This is a genomic window from Aminobacter sp. Y103A (assembly GCF_030294925.1).
GTDB classification, from domain to species: domain Bacteria; phylum Pseudomonadota; class Alphaproteobacteria; order Rhizobiales; family Rhizobiaceae; genus Aminobacter; species Aminobacter ciceronei.
The window spans coordinates 5,589,588-5,607,792 of record NZ_AP017986.1 but is presented as its reverse complement, the minus strand read 5'-3'; the positions used below and the strand labels follow the sequence as shown (position 1 = coordinate 5,607,792).

The 18,205-nt window shown below is 62.6% G+C and carries 16 protein-coding genes; 8 read left to right on the top strand and 8 right to left on the bottom strand.

Going from position 1 to position 18,205, the window contains the following annotated elements:
* The first annotated feature begins 400 nt into the window (after positions 1–400).
* The 3 genes from hemE to rho all read left to right on the top strand — a co-directional run bounded on the left by hemE (position 401) and on the right by rho (position 3,398).
* Positions 401–1,435 carry a uroporphyrinogen decarboxylase gene (gene hemE / locus Amn_RS27545; RefSeq protein WP_286294186.1) on the top strand — a complete coding sequence of 345 codons (1,035 nt, stop codon included), beginning with the start codon at positions 401–403 and terminating at the stop codon, positions 1,433–1,435.
* Entirely contained in the window at positions 1,432–1,971 is a 540-nt protein-coding gene (hemJ, locus tag Amn_RS27540; RefSeq protein WP_067955800.1) for a protoporphyrinogen oxidase HemJ, read from the top strand. The genes hemE and hemJ overlap by 4 nt, the downstream gene beginning before the upstream one ends.
* A 161-nt stretch (positions 1,972–2,132) precedes the next feature.
* Positions 2,133–3,398, top strand: coding sequence for a transcription termination factor Rho (rho, locus tag Amn_RS27535; RefSeq protein WP_018430513.1), 1,266 nt, complete (start codon positions 2,133–2,135; stop codon positions 3,396–3,398).
* A 96-nt stretch (positions 3,399–3,494) separates the two neighbouring features.
* On the opposite strand, the gene Amn_RS27530 is transcribed toward rho, so the two are convergent.
* Positions 3,495–5,513, bottom strand: coding sequence for a thioredoxin domain-containing protein (locus Amn_RS27530; RefSeq protein WP_286294185.1), 2,019 nt, complete (start codon positions 5,511–5,513; stop codon positions 3,495–3,497).
* Between the two features lie 61 nt (positions 5,514–5,574).
* Here Amn_RS27530 and mnmE point away from each other — a divergent pair, with 61 nt between their 5' ends.
* The 5 genes from mnmE (at position 5,575) to Amn_RS27505 (ending at position 11,322) form a co-directional block, all read left to right on the top strand.
* Entirely contained in the window at positions 5,575–6,894 is a 1,320-nt protein-coding gene (gene mnmE, locus Amn_RS27525) for a tRNA uridine-5-carboxymethylaminomethyl(34) synthesis GTPase MnmE (RefSeq protein ID WP_286294184.1), read from the top strand.
* A 169-nt stretch (positions 6,895–7,063) separates the two neighbouring features.
* On the top strand, positions 7,064–8,938 hold the full coding sequence (mnmG, locus tag Amn_RS27520; RefSeq protein ID WP_067955806.1) for a tRNA uridine-5-carboxymethylaminomethyl(34) synthesis enzyme MnmG: 1,875 nt from the start codon (positions 7,064–7,066) through the stop codon (positions 8,936–8,938).
* Complete coding sequence (gene rsmG / locus Amn_RS27515; protein ID WP_286294183.1) at positions 8,935–9,570, top strand: 16S rRNA (guanine(527)-N(7))-methyltransferase RsmG; 636 nt, start codon at positions 8,935–8,937, stop codon at positions 9,568–9,570. The genes mnmG and rsmG overlap by 4 nt, the downstream gene beginning before the upstream one ends.
* A 39-nt stretch (positions 9,571–9,609) precedes the next feature.
* Positions 9,610–10,407 carry a ParA family protein gene (locus tag Amn_RS27510; protein ID WP_067955810.1) on the top strand — a complete coding sequence of 266 codons (798 nt, stop codon included), beginning with the start codon at positions 9,610–9,612 and terminating at the stop codon, positions 10,405–10,407.
* Between the two features lie 33 nt (positions 10,408–10,440).
* On the top strand, positions 10,441–11,322 hold the full coding sequence (locus Amn_RS27505) for a ParB/RepB/Spo0J family partition protein (RefSeq protein WP_067955812.1): 882 nt from the start codon (positions 10,441–10,443) through the stop codon (positions 11,320–11,322).
* Positions 11,323–11,455: 133 nt separating this feature from the next.
* Here Amn_RS27505 and holA read toward each other — a convergent pair whose 3' ends face one another.
* The 7 genes from holA to Amn_RS27470 form a co-directional block, all read right to left on the bottom strand.
* Complete coding sequence (holA, locus tag Amn_RS27500) at positions 11,456–12,505, bottom strand: DNA polymerase III subunit delta (RefSeq protein ID WP_067955814.1); 1,050 nt, start codon at positions 12,503–12,505, stop codon at positions 11,456–11,458.
* 52 nt (positions 12,506–12,557) lie between these two features.
* On the bottom strand, positions 12,558–12,698 hold the full coding sequence (gene ccoS, locus Amn_RS27495) for a cbb3-type cytochrome oxidase assembly protein CcoS (protein WP_067955816.1): 141 nt from the start codon (positions 12,696–12,698) through the stop codon (positions 12,558–12,560).
* A complete protein-coding gene (locus Amn_RS27490; RefSeq protein WP_286294182.1) occupies positions 12,695–14,968 on the bottom strand; it encodes a cation-translocating P-type ATPase in 2,274 nt (757 codons plus the stop codon). Before Amn_RS27490 ends, ccoS begins: the two co-directional genes overlap by 4 nt.
* Positions 14,965–15,462, bottom strand: a complete 498-nt coding sequence (locus tag Amn_RS27485) for a FixH family protein (protein WP_286294181.1) — start codon at positions 15,460–15,462, stop codon at positions 14,965–14,967. The genes Amn_RS27490 and Amn_RS27485 overlap by 4 nt, the downstream gene beginning before the upstream one ends.
* Positions 15,459–17,015 (bottom strand): cytochrome c oxidase accessory protein CcoG, encoded by a 1,557-nt coding sequence (gene ccoG, locus Amn_RS27480; RefSeq protein WP_263005596.1) that lies wholly within the window; start codon positions 17,013–17,015, stop codon positions 15,459–15,461. Before ccoG ends, Amn_RS27485 begins: the two co-directional genes overlap by 4 nt.
* Before the next feature lie 171 nt (positions 17,016–17,186).
* Complete coding sequence (gene ccoP, locus Amn_RS27475) at positions 17,187–18,050, bottom strand: cytochrome-c oxidase, cbb3-type subunit III (RefSeq protein WP_263005597.1); 864 nt, start codon at positions 18,048–18,050, stop codon at positions 17,187–17,189.
* 3 nt (positions 18,051–18,053) lie between these two features.
* Positions 18,054–18,203, bottom strand: coding sequence for a CcoQ/FixQ family Cbb3-type cytochrome c oxidase assembly chaperone (locus tag Amn_RS27470; protein ID WP_067955824.1), 150 nt, complete (start codon positions 18,201–18,203; stop codon positions 18,054–18,056).
* Positions 18,204–18,205: the final 2 nt, after the last annotated feature.

Sequence of the window (18,205 nt, the reverse complement as noted above, 5' to 3'; positions counted from 1 at the left end):
AGCGGGCGCCTGGGTCTGTGGTCAAATGTGGATAAACGGGCAGTTCGGCCCGAAGCGGTCGGCGCGACTGTATCAGATGCCGACTTGTCCACAATTCGCCCCGCTGTCTGTTTCGATTCAGCGACGGGGAGTATTGTGGGGATAGTTTTTTAGTCCCCGGCTGTCCACAGAATCAGCACCTGCGATGCGCTCGGCTAGATTCCTGATTCAAATCGACGAATCCGCTTGCTGCCCGAAGTTTTCCCCGCTGGCGAAAACGGCCGCGCGTCACTATGACAAGTGGATATCCGAGGCTGCCTATGGACAGGTCGGAATTCTCGATTCCAACAGACTCTAAGAATTAGAAGAATCCTTCAGAATAAATTTTTGTTTATAGAAGGCTCTAGGAAAGGCAGACCGGATGCCCGTGAAACGCGCCCTGCTCCAAGTCCTGAAAGGCGAGAGCCTGGAGGTTCCACCGCTCTGGATGATGCGCCAGGCAGGCCGTTATCTCCCGGAATATCGCGAGAGCCGGAAGAGGGCCGGGAGCTTCCTGGACCTCTGCTACAATCCCGACTTCGCCGTCGAGGTAACTCTGCAGCCGATCCGGCGCTTCGACTTCGATGCCTCGATCCTGTTCTCCGACATTCTCGTCGTTCCGCACGCGCTTGGGCGCGACCTGCGTTTCGAGGAGGGCCGTGGGCCGCTGATGACGCCGATCACAGCCGACGGTGTCGCAGCACTCGATGGCGAAAAGTTTCACGTGAATCTCGAACCGGTCTACGAAACCGTGCGCCGTCTGCGCCGCGAATTGCCGGAGAAGACGACACTTATCGGCTTCTGTGGCGCGCCGTGGACCGTCGCCACCTACATGATCGCCGGACACGGCACGCCGGACCAGGCGCCGGCGCGGCTGTTTGCCTATCGCGAGCCGGCAGCGATGGCGCAGCTTCTGCAGGTTCTCGCCGACCATTCGGCCGCCTATCTCATTCGCCAGATCGAAGCCGGCGCCGATGTCGTGCAGATATTCGATTCCTGGTCGGGCGTGCTCGACGAGGCGACTTTCGAGGCCTGCTGCGTCAAGCCGGTGGCCGAGATTGTGCGCAAGGTGCGCGCCGTCTATCCGGACGTTCCGATCATCGGCTTCCCGAAGGGCGCAGGTGCCCAGCTCGACAGCTACAAGCAGCGCACCGGCGTCACCGGTCTTGGCCTCGACTGGACGGTACCGCTGAGCCAGGCGCAGCGCCTGCAGGCCGGGGGAGCCGTACAGGGCAATCTCGACCCTCTCAGGCTCGTTGTCGGCGGCAAGGCTCTGGAAGAGGGCGTGGATGCCATCCTTGAGGCGCTGGGCACTGGTCCGCTGATCTTCAATCTCGGCCACGGCATCACGCCCGAGACGCCGGTGGCCCATGTCGAGGCGATGGTGCGGCAGGTGCGAAAGGCAACAGGCCAATGAGCGGCCAGAATGTCGGACCGTCGAGTGGTGCGACGGCGGCCAAGCGAGCGGTCGCTGCCATCATCGTGCTGGTTGCGTTGACGGCTTTGCTTTTCCTTGCCGCACCTGACAGCTTCTATACCTGGGCCAAGGCGATCCATGTCATTGCCGTGATTTCGTGGATGGCCGGCATGCTCTATCTGCCGCGGCTGTTCGTCTATCATGTCGATGCGGAGAAGGGGTCGGTGCAATCCGAGACCTTCAAGGTGATGGAACGCCGCCTGCTGCGCGCCATCATCAATCCGGCGATGATCGTCACCTGGGTTTTCGGCCTGTGGCTGGCCTGGAAGGGTTTCGACTTCGCCGGTGGCTGGCTGCACGCCAAACTGGTTGCGGTGCTGCTGCTTTCGGGCGTGCACGGCTATCTCTCGGCGTCGGTCCGGCGCTTTGCCGAGGACCGCAACGAAAAGCCGTCGCGGCATTGGCGCATCGTCAATGAAATCCCGACGTTGCTGATGATCGTCATTGTCATACTGGTGGTTGTAAAGCCGTTTTGAGTTCCTAAATTTGCTGGACTGCGCCTTGCTCTTTCGTTTCGGGAGGGCTAAAAGGCTGTTCTTCCTTCCCGCCATGCGCCGCCCCATTTTCATTCCCTGGCCGCGCCCGGCGCTTATCGCAAAATGCCGATAGCCAACCTCCCCACGCTCAGAGTCCGTCCATGCAGGAAATGAAACTACAGGATTTCAAGAACAAGAAGCCGACCGACCTGATCGCGTTCGCTGAGTCGCTTGAAGTCGAAAATGCCAGCGTCATGCGCAAGCAGGAGCTGATGTTCGCGATCCTCAAGAAGTTGGCGGCGCAGGACATCGAGATCATTGGCGACGGCGTCGTCGAGGTGCTCCAGGACGGCTTCGGCTTCCTGCGGTCGGCCAACGCCAATTACCTTCCGGGTCCGGACGATATCTACATCTCGCCCTCGCAGATCCGCCGCTTCTCGCTGAAGACCGGCGATACGGTCGAAGGCCCGATCCGCAGCCCCAAGGAAGGCGAGCGTTATTTCGCGCTGCTCAAGGTCAACACCATCAATTTCGACGATCCCGAAAAGATCCGTCACAAGATTCATTTCGACAATCTGACGCCGCTGTACCCGACCTCGCGGCTCAAGATGGAAGTCGAAAACCCGACCACCAAGGACATTTCGCCCCGCGTCATCGACCTGGTGGCGCCACTCGGCAAGGGTCAGCGCGCCCTGATCGTGGCGCAGCCGCGTACCGGCAAGACCGTGCTGCTGCAGAACATTGCGCACTCGATCACCACCAATCATCCCGAATGCTATCTGATCGTGCTTCTGATCGACGAGCGTCCGGAAGAAGTGACCGACATGCAGCGCTCGGTGAAGGGCGAGGTCGTGTCCTCGACCTTCGACGAACCGGCTGTCCGTCACGTCCAGGTCGCCGAAATGGTCATCGAGAAGGCCAAGCGCCTTGTCGAACATGGCCGCGACGTCGTCATCCTGCTCGATTCGATCACCCGTCTCGGCCGCGCCTACAACACCGTCGTGCCGTCATCCGGCAAGGTTCTGACCGGTGGTGTCGACGCCAACGCGCTGCAGCGGCCGAAGCGCTTCTTCGGTGCCGCCCGTAACATTGAAGAGGGTGGTTCGCTGACCATCATCGCCACCGCGCTGATCGATACCGGCAGCCGCATGGACGAAGTCATCTTCGAAGAGTTCAAGGGTACCGGCAACTCGGAAATCGTGCTCGACCGCAAGGTCGCCGACAAGCGTATCTATCCGGCGATGGACATCCTCAAGTCGGGCACGCGCAAGGAGGACCTGTTGGTCCAGCGTCAGGATCTGCAGAAGATTTTCGTGCTGCGCCGCATTCTGGCACCGATGGGAACGACCGATGCAATCGAGTTCCTCATCGACAAGCTCAAGCAGACCAAGACCAATGCCGATTTCTTCGATTCGATGAATACCTGACGCGTCAGCCCGAAAATCGTAAGCGATCTTCGGGACAGATGCGGAAACTCAGGTTTGGAGCGCCTCTTGTGCGGCGACGCACGGCGCTCCGATCGGTCAGCGACGACGAAGCGCGTCTTCAAGCTTCGCCGGATCGCTGATCACGGGCAGACAGATGAGGCCGGTGCAGAGATATGCGCCGGCCTTTTTCGTATCGGGAAGGATGTCGCCCGGCAGTTTCGCCCGCGCCGTGTCCTCACCGAGAGCCAGGAAGATGTCGACGCGGCGCGGATCCGGATTCCGATTCGCTACCGAAACGAGCGCTGGCCGCTCTGGATCCTCGACGACAATCAGCTTTGATGGTTCAATTGCCAGGATACAGGCGTTCACGATTCCGGCCTGGCCATATTGCTGGCTCTGGATGCGGCCGGCGGCGTGTTCGGCGATTGTCCAGGCGCGTCGCTGCAGTTCAATGTCGCCCGTGATGTTGGCCAGGCGCACAACAGCCTCGATGATCTGGCTGGTTGCCGAAGGAATGGCTTCGTCGATGTCGCCGCGAATGCGCATCGGCACGTCGGCGCTGTCGGATGCGGTAAGATAGTGCCCGGTTCTGTCGGCATCCGCGTGCCAGTTATCGAGCATGTTCACGAAACGAGCACCGTGCTCGAGATATCGCGCATCCCTTGTTGCCTCGAACAGGGAGATGGCCGCGTTGACCATCGCCGCGTAGTCGCTCGACAGCGCGGGATAGAGCCGCTTTTCGCCCAGACTTGAATGCGGCAGTCGGCCTTCAGCTGTTGCTGACGCCAGAATCGCGCCGAAAGCACCTGCCGCGACAGCCACCCAGTCGCTTCTTCCAAGGCTTCGCCCGGCTTCTGCCAGCGCGACGATGGCCAAGCCGTTCCAATCCGTGAGCGCCTTGTCATCGCGGGCGGGGCGAATGCGCTGTTCTCGTTTAGTCAGCAGGCGTTTCGTCAGGCCTGAAACCAGCGCACGATCTTCGATGGCCTGTGCACTCTGGGCGGCGTTCTGGTGGATGATCGGGTCGCCTTCCCAGGCGTCTGGCTTACTGATCGTGAAGTATTTGAAAAATATAGATGAATCATCTCCAAGCGCGTCGGCTATGTGTTGCCCCGTCCAGGTGTAGAACAGCCCTTCTTCACCCTCGCTGTCGGCATCGAGGCTGGAAGCGAAGGTTCCGTCGGGCAGTTGCATCTCGCGCAACAGCCAGTCGACCGTGTCTTCGATTCGTATCCGAAACAGTTCATTTCCTGTGGCGGCATAGGCCCAGTTCGCTTGACGTATCAGCTGGGCGTTGTCGTAGAGCATCTTTTCGAAATGCGGCACCAGCCATTGCGCGTCGGTCGAATAGCGCGCCAGCCCGCCGCCGACATGGTCGTAGATGCCGCCAGCGAGCATATGCGCCATGCTTTCCGTCATTGCATCACGATGCTGCTCATTGCCGGAGCGCAGCCAGGACAGCCACAAGGTCTGCATGAAAGGCGCATTCGGGAACTTTGGGGCGCCGCGAAGCCCGCCCAGATCGCGGTCAAGCATATCGTAGATGCCGGACGCCAACGTCCTGGCCGTATCGGTCGAGATCGCGGAGCGCGGGCTGCTGCCGCCGAGGCGCTTGCCGACATGTTGGGCAAGCTCACCCGCGCTCTGCAGGATGCTGGCGCGCTTGCCGCGCCAGGCGGCGTCGACAGCACTGAGCACCTGGATGAACCCCGGCCGTCCATACCTCGCCTCGCGCGGAAAATAGGTCCCGCCCCAGAAGGGCTTGGCATCGGGGGTCAGGAACATCGTCAGTGGCCAGCCACCTTGTTCGCCCATGCTGGCGAGCGCCGCCATGTAGAACTGGTCGATATCCGGCCGTTCCTCGCGGTCGACCTTGATGTTGACGAAGAGTCTGTTCATGACTTCGGCGACTTCGGCGTTCTCGAAGCTTTCATGCGCCATGACGTGGCACCAGTGGCAGGCGGCATAACCGACCGAAAGCAGGATCGGCCGGTCGAGCCGCACCGCTTCTGCCAACGCCGCGGGCGACCACGGGCGCCAATGCACCGGGTTGTCGCCATCCTGGCGAAGGTACGGGCTACCTTCGTCTCGAAGCAGGTTTTCGTGCGGAAGCATGTGGTAAGCCCAAAACAGTGATATGAGGCGTCAACCTAGGGCGCTTCCAAGAGACCGGCAAATGCTATTCACCGATTCGATCGCCGCTTTGTCCAGCGGTCACCTGCCGTCCGGCGTCGCGATCGTCAGGATTTCAGGTCCACATGTTCGATTCGCTCTCGAAACGATTGCAGGTAGCCTGCCGCAACCACGTCGCGCGCATTTTGGACCACTGAATGCAGTGGACGGGCGGAAACTCGACCAGGCGCTGACCTTGTTTTTTCCCGGGCCGCATAGCTTCACGGGGGAGGATTGTGGTGAATTCCATGTGCACGGCGGCCGGGCTGTGGTCACAACACTGCTCGCGGAGCTCGGAAAGCTGCCGGGTTTCAGGCAGGCCGAGGCGGGAGAATTCACCCGGCGGGCATTCCTCAACGGCAAGATGGACCTTCTGGAAGCTGAAGCGCTTGCCGATCTCATCAACTCCGAGACTGAGGCGCAGCGTCAGTTTGCCATGATGAACTCCGGCGGTGCGCAAAGCGAGCTATATCTCACTTGGCGCAAGCGGCTCATTCACGCTCGGGCGATGATTGAGGCCGAGATGGATTTTGCCGACGAATCGGACGTACCAGGGTCGGTTTCCGCTCAGGTGTGGGACGACGTCCACCAGCTGATCGCCGACATCGGGCGACATGTCGATGGCTACAGCAAGGCTGAGATGATCCGTGACGGTTTCGACGTCGTGATCCTCGGTGCGCCGAATGCGGGCAAGTCGAGCCTGCTCAATGCGCTGGTCCGACGTGAGGCGGCAATTGTCACCGACGAACCCGGCACGACGCGCGACCTCGTTGAGGCAACACTCGATATCGGCGGCCTCAAGGTGCGCATCACCGACACGGCCGGGCTTCGCGAACCTGCGGGCAAGGTTGAAGCCATCGGTATCGAACGCGCGAAGGAACGAGCGAAGGCCGCCGACCTGGTGTTGTTCCTGCAGGATATGTCGGCGCCAATCGAGCTGCCGCCGCCAGGCGATGCATCCGCAGTCATGATTGGCACCAAGCTGGACCGCATCAAAGGTGGTGATGCCGGGTCGAGCTTTGCCCTCGCCATTTCCACGGTGAATGGCGAAGGTATTGACGGGTTGATCGAACTGATTGGCGCGCGCGCCGCGGCGGCGATCGGCCAGCGTGGCGATGTGCTGCCGTCGCGGTTGCGCCATGTGGAACTGCTGAACGACGCCAGCGAGTATCTGCGTGCCGCGTTAGCTGCGCCGGAGACTTTGCTGGAACTGAAAGCGGAGAACCTGCGCCTGGCGAGCGACCGAATCGGCAAGCTGTCTGGAGCCGTCGATGTCGAGGACCTGCTCGACGCGATCTTCTCGCAGTTCTGCATCGGCAAGTGATTCACGTGAAACATTAAGCGGTGGAATCAAAGGATTCACGTGAAACATCGGCATTGACTCGCTGCCGCGCGGCCAAGTTGTTTCACGTGAAACCACCACCGCGGCGATTCTCTTGACATGAGGCGGAGATGAGGACATCTGTCTCGCCAAATGTTTCCTGGAGACTGTGATGAGTGAGAGCTACGACGTCGTCGTGGTGGGCGGAGGCCATGCGGGCTGCGAAGCGGCCTCGGCAGCCGCACGGGCCGGTGCAAAAACCGCGCTCGTCACCCTTCGTCGCGATACGATCGGCGTGATGTCGTGCAACCCCGCCATTGGCGGTCTGGGCAAAGGCCATCTCGTCCGCGAGATCGACGCACTTGACGGCCTCATGGGTCGGGTCGCCGATGCCGCTGGCATTCAGTTCCGCCTTCTCAACCGCCGCAAGGGCCCAGCGGTGCGCGGGCCGCGCACCCAGGCCGATCGCAAGCTCTATCGCCTGGCCATGCAGCAGGCGATCGCTGAACAGCCGAACCTCACCGTCGTTGAGGCAGAAGTATCTGATTTTATTATAGATAGCGACCGCCTGACCGGTGTTGTGCTGGGCGATGGACAAACGCTTTCCTGTGCCGCCGTGGTTCTCACGACAGGCACCTTCCTGCGTGGGCTGATCCACATCGGCGAACGCAAGTTCCCGGCCGGCCGGATGAACGAACAGGCTTCGATGGGATTGTCCGAGACGCTGAAGCGGGCGGGCTTGCGCCTTGGCCGATTGAAGACTGGGACCCCGCCGCGGCTCGATGGCCGCACCATTAACTGGACTTCGCTCGAGACGCAGGCGGCCGACGAGGAACCGGTTCCTTTTTCGCTGCTCACCGATAGGATCCGGAATCCGCAGATCGAATGCGGCATCACGCGGACGACCGACGCCACTCACAGCATCATTCGCGAGAATCTTGGGCGATCGGCGATGTATTCCGGGTCGATTGAGGGCATCGGGCCACGCTATTGCCCGTCGATCGAGGACAAGATCGTCAAGTTTGGCGACCGGGAAGGCCATCAGATCTTCCTCGAGCCGGAAGGGCTCGACGATCACACAGTCTACCCGAACGGTATCTCGACCTCGTTGCCGGAGGACGTGCAGCTCGACATTCTGAAGTCGATTCCCGGACTGGAACGGGCAGTGATGCTGCAGCCGGGATATGCGATCGAGTATGACCACATCGATCCGCGCGAGCTGGAGCCGACGCTCGAGACCAGGCGTATTCGCGGTCTTTTCCTTGCCGGACAGATCAATGGCACGACGGGTTATGAAGAGGCCGGTGCACAGGGCCTGCTTGCCGGGCTTAACGCCGCGCGGTTTGCCGGCGACAGCGAGCAGCTGATCTTGAGCAGGACACAGGCATATATCGGCGTCATGGTCGACGATCTGACCAGCCGCGGGATCAGCGAGCCATATCGCATGTTCACGTCGCGTGCGGAATTCCGGCTTTCACTGCGGGCCGACAATTCGGACGAGCGTTTGACGCCCCTGGCCATGGAACTGGGCATTGCTTCGGCCGAGCGGGAAAAGCGTTTTGGCGAGATGACGGGCCGCGTAGCAGCCGCGCGCGAACTGACGCAATCGCTGAAGCTATCACCCAACGAGGCGCGCCGTTATGGCATCGAGGTCAATCTCGACGGTGTGAAACGGTCGCTTTACGAACTACTCGCTTACCCCAATATCCAGTTCATGCAACTTGTTAATATCTTGCCGGAGCTGGCGTCGGTTGACGCCAAGACGGCGGAAGCCATTGAAACCGAAGCCAAATATGCCGTCTACCTTGACCGCCAGAAGGCTGACGCGGCGTTGATGCTGAAGGAAGAGGAGAGGGTGATCCCGGAAGCGCTTGATTTTGAGTCGGTTCCTGGCCTTTCCAACGAGCTTCGGCAGAAGATGCGCGTCCGTCGGCCGCGTTCATTGGCCGAGGCGCAGCGTATCGATGGCATGACGCCGGCGGCGCTGGCCATCATTCTGGCCCATGTCCGCAACACAGAAGCTCAGTCACGTAGGGGCGCCGCTTGAACAATGACGCCTATGCCCGGTTGCAGGAAGTGGCCGGTCCCGTTTCACGTGAAACATTCGCGAAGCTGAAAGCCTTCGAGGCTGTGTTCCGAAAGTGGGCACAGCGCATCAATCTGGTGGCGCCGTCGACGCTCAATGACGTTTGGGAGCGCCATATCCTTGACAGCGCCCAGATCGTGAAGCTTGGGGGCGCCGCAATGAAATGGCTCGACATTGGGTCGGGCGGCGGGTTCCCAGGCCTGATCATCGGTTCGATGCTCGCCGAACGGCCAGGCGCGACCATCGATCTGGTGGAAAGCAATCGCAAGAAGACCGGCTTCCTGCAGGCCGTAGTCGGTGAGCTCAGCTTGCCGGCTAAAGTGCACTCGAAGCGCATCGAAGATGTCCATGCGCTCATCAAGTCGCCCGAGATATTGAGTGCACGAGCCTTGGCACCACTACCGCTGCTCCTGGAGCTGTCGTGGCCATGGTTGGAGGCGGCGGGCACCACAGCGCTTTTCCACAAAGGCCGGGATTACCGTCAGGAAATCGAAGATAGCGCTCACCAGTGGAGATTCGATCTGGTAGAACACCAGAGCCTGACCGACGCCCAGGGAGTCATTCTCGAGATTCGGAACCTGCGCCGCGCCTAGCTGCCGCGCTGTGACGAGACGGAAAACAGCAGTCGAGCCATGAAAACCACACCTAGAATCATCACAGTCGCCAATCAGAAAGGCGGCGTCGGCAAGACGACGACCGCCATCAATCTGGCGACCGCCCTTGCCGCCATCGGCGAGCGCGTGCTCATTATCGACCTCGATCCGCAAGGCAATGCCAGCACGGGCCTCGGCATCGATCGCAAGGACCGCAGCGTGTCGTCCTATGACGTGCTGACCGGCGAGCTGGAGATAGAACAGGCGGCGATGGAAACGGCAGTGCCGGGTCTGTCGATCATTCCGTCGACGCTCGATCTGCTTGGAATCGAAATGGAAATCGCCTCGGCGCCCGATCGCGTCTTGAAGCTGCGCAATGCCTTGCGGGCATCGGCTGAGCGGGCGGCCGGCTACAGTTACGTACTGATCGATTGCCCACCTTCGCTCAACCTCTTGACGCTGAATTCGATGGCCGCGGCTGATTCCGTCCTGGTGCCGCTGCAGTGCGAGTTCTTTGCGCTCGAGGGCTTGAGCCAGTTGCTTGAGACGGTGGATCAGGTACGCCGCTCGATCAATCCGGAGCTGACGATCCAGGGCATCGTGCTGACCATGTTCGATGGTCGCAACAATCTGGCCAACCAGGTGGTCGAGGATGTGCGCGCCCATATGGGAGAAAAGGTCTACGACACGGTGATCCCGCGCAACGTGCGCATTTCGGAAGCGCCGTCCTATGGCAAGCCGGCGATCCTCTACGACCTGAAATGCTCGGGCAGCCAAGCCTATCTGCAGCTCGCCTCGGAAGTCATCAGGCGCGAACGTAAACTCCGGGCCGCATAAATCGATTCGGACTCGAAACAAGCTGGACTAGACATGAACGAAGACCTTTCCAGAAAGCGCCTTGGCCGGGGACTTGCTGCTCTCATCGGCGAGATGGACAAGCCGGCGGTCCCGGAAAAGCCGGCGGCGCCGGCCGACGGCCGGGTGCCGATCGAGTTCGTCAGCCCCAATCCGCGCAACCCTCGTCGCCATTTTGGCGAAGCCGAACTTGCCGACCTGGCGCAGTCTATCCGCGAGCACGGCCTGGTCCAGCCAGTCGTCGTCAGGCCAGCTGCGCAGGCCGGGCACTATGAAATCATCGCCGGCGAGCGCCGCTGGCGTGCAGCACAGCGGGCCGGCGTCAACGAGATTCCGGTCATCGTTCGCGACGTCAACGATCGCACGGCGCTTGAGCTCGCCATTATCGAGAACGTCCAGCGCTCCGATCTTAATGCCATTGAAGAGGCAATGGGCTACCAGCAGCTGATCGACGATCACAACTATACCCAGGCCGATCTCGGCCAGGTCATCGGCAAGAGCCGCAGCCATGTCGCCAACACGCTGCGGCTGCTGAAGCTGCCTGACGTTGTGCGCGACATGCTGGTCAATGGCGAGCTGTCGGCCGGTCATGCCCGGGCACTGATCACGGCTGCCGACCCGGCGGGCCTGGCCAAGCGGATCGTCGAAGAGGGCCTGTCGGTACGCCAGGCCGAGGCGCTGGCGCAACTTCCGGCCGATGCGCTGCTGGAAAAGCAGCCGTCGCGTCCTGTCGAGAAGGATCCGGACACGATCGCGCTGGAGAAGCTTCTCACCGACGTCGTCGGCATGAAGATCTCGATCGCGCACAAGGAAAAAGGCGGCGAGCTGCGCATCAGCTACCGCTCGCTGGAACAGCTTGACGATTTGTGCCGTCGCCTGAAGAGCGAACATATCTGATTGATTCTATTGACTCTTGTCTGAAAACGCCGGCCTCGCGCCGGCGTTTTTTTTGCGTTTGCAGCAAATCCGGGAAAGGCATGCAGCCGATTTCGTTCGGACTGTATTAGAACGAGACGTGCGACGGCGTTCTTTAGCGCCGGCCGGAGGAGAGGCGGGCGCCTTCGACGGCGATGCCGAGCATCGCCTGGCGCGCCAGCGCAACCGCAAGGTCGGGCCGGCGCCGCGTCTGCAGCGTTGTCGATTGCAGCCGTGTCAATGCGCGGGTCAGCGCTGCCGCGCTCCAGCTCGATAAGGTCTTTTCCACGGCCCGGCGGCGGGAGAAGAACACCGGGGGGCGTGCCGCGGCGACGACCGCCGAGGCGTTGCGGCCGCCATTTTCCATCTCGCCGCGCATCAGATGAATGTTCTGGAGGTGGCGGGTTGCGGTCGCGAGAAGCTGTGCCGCCTGGCTGCCGGTCTGGCACTGCTTGGTGAAAGCGGCGTCGAACTCGGCGATGTTGCCGCCAAGGGCTGCGTCGATGGCGTCGTCCAGCGACAATGCCGAGACATCGCCAGTCATGTCCTTGACGTCTTCGAGCGAGATCTCGCCCTTGCCCATGGCATAGAGTGTCAGCTTCTGGATCTCGCCGCGTGTCGCAAGGCGGTCGCCGCCGAGGCTGCGGCGCAGTGCGTTGCGGGCGTCCATGGCCATGTTCAGGCCGGCGGTGCGCAGTTCCTCGTCGATGACGCTTTCGATATCGCGCGCCTCGTCGGCGTAGCAGGGCAGGGCCATGCCGGCAAAGGCGCCTTCGACGATCGTGCGCAACGGCGCGCCCTTCTTGAGATCCTGCGCCTCGATCAGGATGACGGCGTCGCGCGGCGGGTCGGCGGCCAGCGCCTTGACGTCGTCGGCAAGGCTCTTCTGGGCAGCGGCGTTGCGCACCCAGATCAGCCGGCGCGGCGAAAACATCGGCACGGTGCGGGCCTCATCGACGAGACGGCCGCTGTCGCGCTCGACATCGGCGGCGTCAATCTTGACGACGGAGAAGGGATCATCGAGCGGCAGGCCGGTCTTGGCGGCAAAGGCTGAAGCGCGCTCAGAAACGAGGCCCCGGTCGGGGCCGTAGATCAACACGATGACGGCTTCGGCAGCGGGCCGGGCCAGCCAGGAATCGACTTCGTGAGCTTTCTTCTGCGCCATGCCGTCCTGTTAGCACAGGCCCGGGTCCGGTCGCAGCCATTTTGTCGTCAGGCTAGTCGTCGTCGACCAGGATGCGTTCGGCGGCGCCATCCATATCTTCATACTGGCCACTGCGCAGCGACCACAGGAAGGCAGCGAGGCCAAGGGCGCCGAGAAACAGCGCGATGGGCAGGAGGACGAGGAGACCGCTCATGATGCCATGACCTCCTTGGCTGGGAAGGGTTTTGCCGGTCTGATGGCAGCCTCTGCCGCGCTGCGTTTGCCGGTGCTGAGCCGCAGTCCGTTGGCGATCACGATGACCGAGGAGCCGGACATCGCCAGGGCCGCCACCAGTGGGGTGACGTAGCCCAACAGTGCGATCGGCACAGCGACGGCATTGTAGATGACGGCAAGCACCAGGTTCTGCCGGATCAACTTGTTGGCCTCACAGGAGGCGGCCAAGGCCAGTGGAATGGCAGAAAGGCCCTCGCGCAGGAAGACGAAGTCGGCGGCGCTGCGGCCAATGTCGGCGGCACCGGCAGGGGCGATCGAGACATGGGCGGCGGCCAGCGCCGGCGCGTCGTTGAGCCCATCGCCGACCATCAGCACCTTGCGGCCTTCTGCCTTGAGTGCCTCGAGACGCTCCACCTTGCCGTTTGGCAGCACGCCCGCGGAGAAGGTTTCGACACCGAGAGCCTTGGCCACGGCAGTCACGGCTTCCGAGCGGTCGCCGGAGAGGATTTCGACGGAGAGGCCCTTGGCGCGCAAATCTGCAACTGCCGTTACGGCGCCGGTCCGCAATCTGTCCTCGAAGGCGAAGGCGGCGAGTTCGGCGCCGTTCTTTGAGAGGACGGTGCCAACGGCCGAGGCGGCATCATCCAGCGCCCAGGCTGAGCGGCCCAGACGGTAGGTGTCCGCGCCCAGCCGCGCCTCCAGGCCGAAGCCCGGAATTTCCTCGACGCTGTCGAAGTGCCAATCCTTGGCAGGCATAGCGGCCTGGGTCTCGGAGAGGGCGCGTGAGATCGGATGGCGCGAATGGAGTGCGATCGCGGCTGCCAAAGTGAGCGTCTCGGCTGATATTTCGTGGGCGTTCACCAGCCTCGGTCTACCAAGCGTCAGCGTGCCGGTCTTGTCGAAGACGACGGTATCAATCTCGGCCAGACGTTCCATGGCGGCGCCGTCCTTGACCATGATGCCGTTCTCGAACAGGCGTCGCGCGGCGGCAACCTGCACGATCGGCACGGCGAGACCGAGCGCACAGGGGCAGGTGATGATGAGGACGGCGATGGCGATGGTGATAGCTTGGTGCCAGTTTCCGTCGGCGACCATCCAGGCGACGAAGGTCAGGAAGGCGGTCAGGTGGAGAACGGGCGCGTAGAGTGCGGCGGCGCGATCGGCAATGCGGCGATAGCCGCCGCGGCCACTTTCGGCGGCTTCCATCAACCGCGCCATCTCGGCGAGGAAGGAATCCCGCGCCTTGGCCGTTGCCTCGATTGTCAGCGCTCCAGTCAGGTTGAGTGTACCGGCACGCAAGGCGGCACCTGACTCGACCGCAACAGGCACGCTTTCGCCCGAGACGATAGCGCAGTCGAGCTCCGAGCGGCCATTGATCACCTTGCTGTCGACAGGCACGCGCTCGCCGGCGGCGAGAAGGATCCGCATGCCCGGCTCGATCTCCTGGACCGGAAGGTAGGCGTTGGCGCCGCCGGCCTGCAGCACGGTCGCGCCACGGGCCGCAAGTCGCGCGAGACCCTTGACGGCGACGCGGGCGCGCTCGCGCATGACGTGGTCGAGCGTACGGCCGATCAATAGAAAGAACAGCAGCGAAGCCGAGGCGTCGAAATAGGCATGCGGGCCGCTGTTGGCTGTATCGTAGAGGCTCATGCCGAAGGCGAGCAGGATGCCGATGGAGATCGGCACATCCATGTTGGTGCGGCCGTTGCGCAATGCGCCCCAGGCCGAGCGGAAGAAGATGCGACCGGAAAAGGCGAGCGCGGGCAGGGCGATCAGCGCGGAGATCCAATGGAACAGGTCGCGCGTGGCATCCGTCGCGCCGGACCAGACGGACACGGACAGCAGCATGATGTTGCCGGCGGCGAAGCCGGCAATGCCGAGCCCGCGGATGAGTTCGGCCAGCGTCTCGTCCTTGTCATCGGCCCCTTGCTCGAACAGATGGCTTTCGTAGCCGAGTCGCGCCAGGGCTTCCGAGATGGCGGGAACGCCTGCGTGCTCGCGCCAGCGTACTGAAACACGCTTCGTCGACAGGTTGACGCGTGCGTGCTCGACGCCGTCGAGCTTGCCGAGCGTGGCCTCGATATTGGCAATGCAGGCGCCGCAATGCACGCCTGGCACGGAAAGTTCGACCTGCCTGGCACTGCCTGGCAGAGCGCGACTGGCAAGCAGCAGTTCTTCGCGCGGCGGTCCGCTTGCGGCAACCGGCTTGAAGCTGAGGGCAAATTCGGCTTCTGGACCGCAGCAATTCATCTTTCCGCTCCATCGAAAACGACGATCCGGCGCGCTTCGCGATAGGGCTCGCGGTTCGCAACCGAGGCTTCGGTGCTGACGATCCAGATGCCGTCGCGCAGCGGTGTGGCGATGGAAAACGTGCCGTCCGCTTCGCGCTGCAAGGACACCTGCCAGTCTTCGGCTTCATAGGCCGGACGGCGGAAGGAAGCGGTCACGCTGTCGATCGCGACCGGGGCGCCGGCGGCATCGGTCAAGCTGTAGTGGATCTCGCCATTGACGATGGTGAGCTTGCCCTTCCAGCCCAGCGCTGCCTGAGCACGCTGCTCGGCCACGCGCTCGTTGAACTGCTGGCTGGCGACATAGGTGTTCTGGACGACGAGCCCGGTCCAGCTCGTCCTGGCAAAGGTCGCCATGAGCAGATTGACTGTTATGATGACACCGAAAAAGGCAACCATGATGGCCAGCATATGCCGTCCGGTGAATGCTCTCGGCTGAATGGCGCGCGTGCTCATCTCAAGGTCTCCGGAACGTTGAACTTTGCGGCGTAGACATCTCGTTCGGCGCCCGCCCTGTCGGCGACGACGAACGAGAAGCCCTGTCCCTGGCTGAGTTGGTCGCGCGGCTGGCGGACATAGACCCTGACGGTCTTGAGCTTGTCCGGCTCGGCCTCGATGGTGATCGAGCGCGTCTCCTGCTGGTCGATGCCGACCACGCTCATGACCGCACCGGGGAGGCCCTCGATGCTGAGCTCGAAGCTGCGCGGCTCGGGCACCATGTTGAGCAGCTTGACGGTGTAGCCGTTGCGGATCGAGCCGTCGGACAGGACGACATACTGCGGATTGCGGTCCTGCAGCACGTTGATGTCGAGCCGGTCGCGGCTAAGCAGCGCGATCAACAGGCCAAGGCCAACGAGGCCCCACGCGCCGGCATAGACGAAGGTGCGCGGCCGGAAGAGCCGGCGGATGTGGAAATGCGAAATGCCCTTGTCGAGCTTGCCGTCGGCATCGCGCACACGAGCGGGATCGATGGCTCTCGTGGCGGGGTCAATGGCGATTGTCATGTTGGACTGGTAGTCGGCAAGCGTGGCGTAGGAAATGAGGCCGCGCTCCTTGCCGATCTTGTCCATGACACCGTCGCAGGCATCGATGCAGAGTGCGCAAGTGATGCATTCGAGCTGCTGGCCGTCGCGAATGTCGATGCCCATCGGGCAGACCGCGACACAGGCATTGCAATCGACGCAGTCGCCGACCGAAAACCCCTCGGCGGCCGCCTTCTTGGCGTGGCGCGAGCGCGGCTCGCCGCGCCAGTCATTGTAGGTGACGGTCAGCGAGTTCTCGTCGAGCATCGCCGCCTGGATGCGTGGCCACGGGCACATATAGGTGCAGACCTGCTCGCGCATCAGGCCGCCGAAGGCATAGGTCGTGGCGGTCAGGATGCCGACAGTAATGTAGGCGACGGCTTCGGCCTCGCCGGTGATGAACTGGCCGAGCAGGGTCGGGGCGTCGGCGAAGTAGAAGATCCAGGCGCCGCCGGTGGCCACCGCGATGACCAGCCAGATCGCATGCTTGGTCATGCGCTTCCAGATCTTGGCAAACGACCATGGCGCGCTGTCGAGCTTGATGCGGGCATTGCGGTCGCCCTCGATGCCGCGCTCGACGACGAGGAACAGGTCGACCCAGACGGTCTGCGGGCAGGTGTAGCCGCACCAGGCGCGGCCGACGGTAGAGGTGACAAGGAACAGCCCGATTCCGGCCATGACCAGCAGGCCGGCGACATAGAAGAATTCCTGCGGCCAGATCTCGATGAAGAAGAAGTAGAAGCGTCGGTTGGCGATGTCGAGCAGCACGGCCTGGTCAGGCGCGAAGGGACCACGGTCCCAACGCAACCATGGCGTCAGATAATAGATGCCGAGCGTGACCAGCATGACCAGCCACTTGAACTGGCGGAACCGGCCCGAGGCCCGCTTGGGAAACACCTTCTGGCGTGCGGTGTAGAGCGGTTGGCGGGTCTTGGCAGAGTTGACCGCCGTGACCTCGAGCCTCTCCACCTGCCTCTCGTCGAGCATTCTCGTCTCCTGCTGGGCGCCAAGCCATTGCTTCGGCAGCGTCTCATCTCGCTTTTGCCGTGACCGTGCCCGGCGAACCTTGATTCAGGTCAAGCGAATGCAAAAAGAGGCCCGGCAGCGATGCCGGGCCTCTCCCCCACCCTTCGTCCATCGACCGTCGGCGATGGAGGGTTATTCGCCGCCGCCGAGCGAATGGACGAAGATTGCAAGTTCCTTGACGTTGACGTCGCCGAGCCGGGCGCTCCAGGCTGGCATCACGCCATGCTTGGGATGGCGCACCTGGCTGGCAATGGCGGCCTGGCCGGAGGCATAGAGCGCGATGGCGTCGGACAGGTCGGGAGCGCCAAGCTCCTTGTTGCCCTTGGCGTTGTCGCCGTGGCAGGCGGCACAATTGTCGGCGAACACCTTGGCACCGCCCGGAACAAGCTCCGGCGTGTCGGCCGTGCCCGACAGGCTCGCGACATAGGCTGCGACCTCGGTGATCTGTTTCGGTTCGAGAATGTCGGCGAAGGCCGGCATTTCGGACGCATGGGTGTTCTCGTCGCCGTCGAAGCGGACGCCATGGCCGATGGTCTTGTAGATCTGGTCGATGCTGCCGCCCCACAGCCACTCATCGTCATTGAGGTTGGGGAAGCCGGGCGAGCCTTGCGCTCCGGAGGCGTGGCACTGGATACAATTGACCTTGAAGGCGGCAGAGCCGGCGGCGGTGGCGAACTGGCGCAGTTTGTCGTCGGCCAGAATCTCGCCGACGCTCTTCGCCTTGACCGCCTGGACATAGGCGCTCTTGGCCTGTTCGGCTGCGGCCAGCTCGTTCTTGACGTCGGCGCGGCTGGAATAGCCGAGCACGCCTGTCGTCGCCGAGCTGATCATCGGCCAGGCCGGGTAGGCGATGGTGTAGGCCAGCGCCCAGACGACGGTGGCATAGAAGGTCCAGAGCCACCAGCGCGGCATCGGGTTGTTGAGCTCGGTGATACCGTCCCATTCGTGTCCGGTCGTCTCGACGCCGGACAGTTCGTCGATGTGCTTGTCGCCCACAGATCAGTCCTCCTTGAGCGGGATTTGGGCGGCGCGCTCGGCGGCCTGCTTGCCGCCGGGGCGAAGGGCGAAGAGAACCGCGCCGATGAAGAAGACAGTCATCGCCAGCAGCCCCCAACTGTCGGCGAAATGCCGCAACGTCGTGTAGTCCATCG

What these genes read in the sequence shown, in the direction of transcription:
- ccoS (WP_067955816.1), bottom strand. Translation starts at nt 12,698, where the DNA reads ATGAGCGGTCTCCTCGTCCTCCTGCCCATCGCGCTGTTTCTCGGCGCC.
- mnmE (WP_286294184.1), top strand. Translation starts at nt 5,575, where the DNA reads ATGCTATTCACCGATTCGATCGCCGCTTTGTCCAGCGGTCACCTGCCG.
- ccoG (WP_263005596.1), bottom strand. Translation starts at nt 17,015, where the DNA reads ATGCTCGACGAGAGGCAGGTGGAGAGGCTCGAGGTCACGGCGGTCAAC.
- hemE (WP_286294186.1), top strand. Translation starts at nt 401, where the DNA reads ATGCCCGTGAAACGCGCCCTGCTCCAAGTCCTGAAAGGCGAGAGCCTG.
- Amn_RS27505 (WP_067955812.1), top strand. Translation starts at nt 10,441, where the DNA reads ATGAACGAAGACCTTTCCAGAAAGCGCCTTGGCCGGGGACTTGCTGCT.
- Amn_RS27470 (WP_067955824.1), bottom strand. Translation starts at nt 18,203, where the DNA reads ATGGACTACACGACGTTGCGGCATTTCGCCGACAGTTGGGGGCTGCTG.
- Amn_RS27510 (WP_067955810.1), top strand. Translation starts at nt 9,610, where the DNA reads ATGAAAACCACACCTAGAATCATCACAGTCGCCAATCAGAAAGGCGGC.
- Amn_RS27490 (WP_286294182.1), bottom strand. Translation starts at nt 14,968, where the DNA reads ATGAATTGCTGCGGTCCAGAAGCCGAATTTGCCCTCAGCTTCAAGCCG.
- holA (WP_067955814.1), bottom strand. Translation starts at nt 12,505, where the DNA reads ATGGCGCAGAAGAAAGCTCACGAAGTCGATTCCTGGCTGGCCCGGCCC.
- hemJ (WP_067955800.1), top strand. Translation starts at nt 1,432, where the DNA reads ATGAGCGGCCAGAATGTCGGACCGTCGAGTGGTGCGACGGCGGCCAAG.
- rho (WP_018430513.1), top strand. Translation starts at nt 2,133, where the DNA reads ATGCAGGAAATGAAACTACAGGATTTCAAGAACAAGAAGCCGACCGAC.
- Amn_RS27530 (WP_286294185.1), bottom strand. Translation starts at nt 5,513, where the DNA reads ATGCTTCCGCACGAAAACCTGCTTCGAGACGAAGGTAGCCCGTACCTT.
- mnmG (WP_067955806.1), top strand. Translation starts at nt 7,064, where the DNA reads ATGAGTGAGAGCTACGACGTCGTCGTGGTGGGCGGAGGCCATGCGGGC.
- Amn_RS27485 (WP_286294181.1), bottom strand. Translation starts at nt 15,462, where the DNA reads ATGAGCACGCGCGCCATTCAGCCGAGAGCATTCACCGGACGGCATATG.